Origin of the sequence: Noviherbaspirillum sp. (genome assembly GCF_036846085.1) — a bacterium.
GTDB lineage: Bacteria > Pseudomonadota > Gammaproteobacteria > Burkholderiales > Burkholderiaceae_D > Noviherbaspirillum.
The window spans coordinates 1-2,790 of sequence record NZ_DAIUCO010000386.1 but is presented as its reverse complement, the minus strand read 5'-3'; the positions used below and the strand labels follow the sequence as shown (position 1 = coordinate 2,790).

Here is a 2,790-nt window from a genome sequence, read left to right as displayed (position 1 = left end):
AGACATATAACTAAAAATAAATCTTTTCAATTCATACACTTAAATTATAATTTTCGCGATGTGAAATCAAATTCCTTTCCATGAAATAAATCCATGATGCTGTGCGTCGTCAGATTTCACATTGCGAAATATTCGATCCGGTCTGTGAAAAGCACTGGCAAAACGTCTTCAGACAATCCCCCTACAATGCGGTTCTCATTATTAATTTGCCGGAATGTATCAGGCATCAACAGGAGCGCATCATGAGCAATCGGGAGCAAACACTGTCCGAGTGGCAAGCACGGGAAGCGGAAGTCAGGGCATCACTGGGTGCGCCCGGCGTGGCATCGATCAACCAGATCAAGGCATCGAGCGGCATGGAATTTTTGCAGCGCATCTGGTCGGGCGAATTGCCGTCCGCCCCGATCGGACACACGATGAATTTCGTGCCGGTCGAAGGCGAACCCGGACGTATCGTTTTCCAGGGCACACCTGGACGCGAACATTACAACCCCATCGGCTCGGTACATGGCGGCTACTTTTGCACTCTGCTGGACTCGGCGGTCGGCTGCGCGGTGCAGTCGATGCTGCCCCAAGGCATGGGTTACACCACGGTGGAATTGAAAGTAAACCTGATCCGCGCAATGACCGATAAAACCGGGCCGGTCCGTGCAGAAGGTAAAGTGATCCAGGTCGGGAGCCGGGTCGGCATTGCGGAAGGCCGCATCATCGACGCTGACGGCAAGCTCTATGCGCATGCCACCACAACGTGCCTCGTCTTTCCCCTGCCCTGATGCATGATGGAAGGAAAATGCCCGTCAGCCGGTACATTTTCCTGTTGGCGGTTTGATGGCGATGCCGACCGAACCGGTCAGCCGATTTTTTCCGCGGCGACCAATACGCCGTCGGCATCCGCATAGATCCAGTTGCCCGGCCTGACGGTCACGCCAGCGATCTGGACTGCGATGTCGCGATCGCCCACGCCTTTCCGAATGCTGCGCTGGGGATGGGTCGCCAATGCCCGCACACCGATATCGCAGGCATCGAGTTCTTCCGAATCGCGGACACAGCCGTTCACGATAATTCCCGCCCAGCCGTTTTTCTCAGCCAGCACGCCGAGGTTGCCGCCGACAAGCGCACAGCGGAGGCTGCCGCCGCCGTCAACGACCAGGACCCTGCCGTCTCCCGGCGTTTCCAGGGCCGCCCGCACCAGCACATTGTCTTCAAATACCTTGAGCGTTGCGGCAGGTCCGGAAAAAGCCTTGCGCTTGCCGAAGTGCCTGAATACCGGCGGCAATACCGCAAGCCCTCCGGACGCAAGCTTGTCTTCGTTGCCATCGCACAAATCGCAGGTCGAAAAACTCATTGAATCTCCTCGCAAAAAAGTAAAAACGACATTGTATGCGAGTCGAAAACAATCAATTTCCCGCTGTTGCCGCGCAACGGTCAGGCAGCCTGCGCTTTCACGCCCTTCTTCGCAGTGTTGGTACCAACACTGACGGCGGTCACGATCGCCAATGTCTGGAAAACCCCGATACAGATGAACACCCATGACGGATGTCCGCCGTCCATCAATGCGCCGAAAAGAACCGGCGAGACGGCAAGCCCGATGTCCAACCCCGAATACACCACTCCATAGACGCGCCCGGTGGCATTCTTCGGCGCGGCGGCACGGATGAGGAGATCGCGCGACGGTCCTGCGACACCCGATCCGAAGCCGACCGCTCCCATCAGCAAAACCGCCACCAACGCCGGAACGATGCCGGCGGCAATCAGGATCGCGGTGACGCCGGAGGCGGCGAATGCGATGGCGATCGTGCGTTCATGGCGCGTGGTCTTCGATGCGATGAAACCGCCCCAGATCATGCCGCCTGCCGACGCAAGCATAAAGGCGGTGAAGCCGGCAGTCGCCAGCGGCAGTGACATGCCGTACAGGCTGCGCAAACCGGCGGAGGAAAAGCTCTGTATGCCACCCAGCGCCATGGCGGTGATGAAGAAAAACGCGAAGCACATCCACACCGCCGGGACGTGGATGAAATCGAATTGCTGCCCGCCGGCAGCCTGCTTTCCGGCTGGTTCCGCTACCTTTGCACCACCGGCTTTCAGCTCGCTGTCCTGGAGCAGATCACGGTGCACGAATAACAGCGCCAGCACCGCCAGCGGAAGCAGCGACGCCGCCAGCAAGGCCGTCCGCCAGTCATACAGCCCGGCAAGGGTGGCAAGAAATACCGGCGCCGCCGCCCAGCCGAGATTGCCGGAGATGCCATGTACCGAGAAGGCATGACCGAGCCGCGGCGGGGAAACCCGCTGGTTGAGCAAGGTGAAATCGGCCGGATGGAACACGCTGTTACCCAATCCGGCAAGCATCGACCCCGCCAGCAGCGTGGCATAGCTGTTGGCCTGCGACAGCACGACGGCAGACAAAGCGAGGAAGCCAATGCCCGCAAACAATACGGTGCGGGCGCCGATCCGGTCGACGACAAATCCAGCGAGCGCCTGTCCGATGCCGGACACCACGAAGAACATCGTCATCAGGAAGCCGAGCTCGGCGTAGGACAGGCTGAACGCATCCTTCAGCCACGGAAATAGCGGCGCCAGTATCAGGTGAAAAAAATGGGAGACGCCATGGGCGATTCCGACCAGGGTGATCACCTGCGCGTCCGCGCGAAATGACGAAGCGGCTGTCGACATGCTGTACTTTCCGGGGAGGGGATATCGGAAGTGTATGCAAGAACGAATCGTCTGTTTTAAGATAGCCGGACAACATTTATCGCATTTTTGACAAGGCACACATCCTATGCCGGTAAAAGC

Annotated in this window: 3 protein-coding genes; 1 reads left to right on the top strand and 2 read right to left on the bottom strand. The window is 58.4% G+C overall.

The features are described from left to right. Positions 1-242 precede the first annotated feature (242 nt). A complete protein-coding gene (locus V7080_RS25080) occupies positions 243-773 on the top strand; it encodes a PaaI family thioesterase (protein WP_334191097.1) in 531 nt (176 codons plus the stop codon). 77 nt (positions 774-850) lie between these two features. Here the strand turns inward: V7080_RS25080 and rraA are convergent, their stop codons facing one another. Further along, positions 851-1,345, bottom strand: a complete 495-nt coding sequence (gene rraA / locus V7080_RS25075) for a ribonuclease E activity regulator RraA (protein ID WP_334191096.1) — start codon at positions 1,343-1,345, stop codon at positions 851-853. A gap of 80 nt (positions 1,346-1,425) precedes the next feature. After that, a complete protein-coding gene (locus tag V7080_RS25070) occupies positions 1,426-2,670 on the bottom strand; it encodes an MFS transporter (protein WP_334191095.1) in 1,245 nt (414 codons plus the stop codon). Positions 2,671-2,790: the final 120 nt, after the last annotated feature.

Bases quoted from the DNA above. Each gene is read 5' to 3' on its own strand.
- V7080_RS25080 (WP_334191097.1), top strand. From the start codon at position 243: ATGAGCAATCGGGAGCAAACACTGTCCGAGTGGCAAGCACGGGAAGCG.
- rraA (WP_334191096.1), bottom strand. From the start codon at position 1,345: ATGAGTTTTTCGACCTGCGATTTGTGCGATGGCAACGAAGACAAGCTT.
- V7080_RS25070 (WP_334191095.1), bottom strand. From the start codon at position 2,670: ATGTCGACAGCCGCTTCGTCATTTCGCGCGGACGCGCAGGTGATCACC.